This window comes from Bacillus sp. JJ1764 (assembly GCF_036962145.1).
Classification (GTDB): domain Bacteria; phylum Bacillota; class Bacilli; order Bacillales; family Cytobacillaceae; genus Neobacillus.
Window position 1 is genome coordinate 48,640 of record NZ_JBALNY010000002.1, and the last position, 268, is coordinate 48,907.

The window sequence follows — 268 nt, forward strand, 5'->3', positions numbered from 1 at the left end:
TTCGCAGCCGTGGCTTAAAATGCAGTCAGGAAGCCTCAATGGCCAAACTCTTTGCCTCGAAAACCGCCGTAGAAGTCGCAACAGAAGCCATCCAAGTATTTGGCGGCTATGGTTATACCGAGGATTACCCGGTCGAGCGATACTTCCGCGATGCCAAGGTAACGGAGATCTACGAAGGGACCAGCGAGATTCAGCGCATGGTCATTAGTAAGCATCTTTAGGAAACACGTAGATAAACGGGAAAATCCGTTGATAAAAACGGGAAACG

Annotated in this window: 1 protein-coding gene; it reads left to right on the plus strand. The window is 49.3% G+C overall.

Translation table 11 applies throughout. The features are described 5' to 3' along the window. Positions 1-221, plus strand: a 221-nt coding sequence (locus tag V7083_RS00420; RefSeq protein ID WP_335474210.1) for an acyl-CoA dehydrogenase family protein, incomplete at its 5' end; no start/stop codon positions are given. Positions 222-268 lie beyond the last annotated feature (47 nt).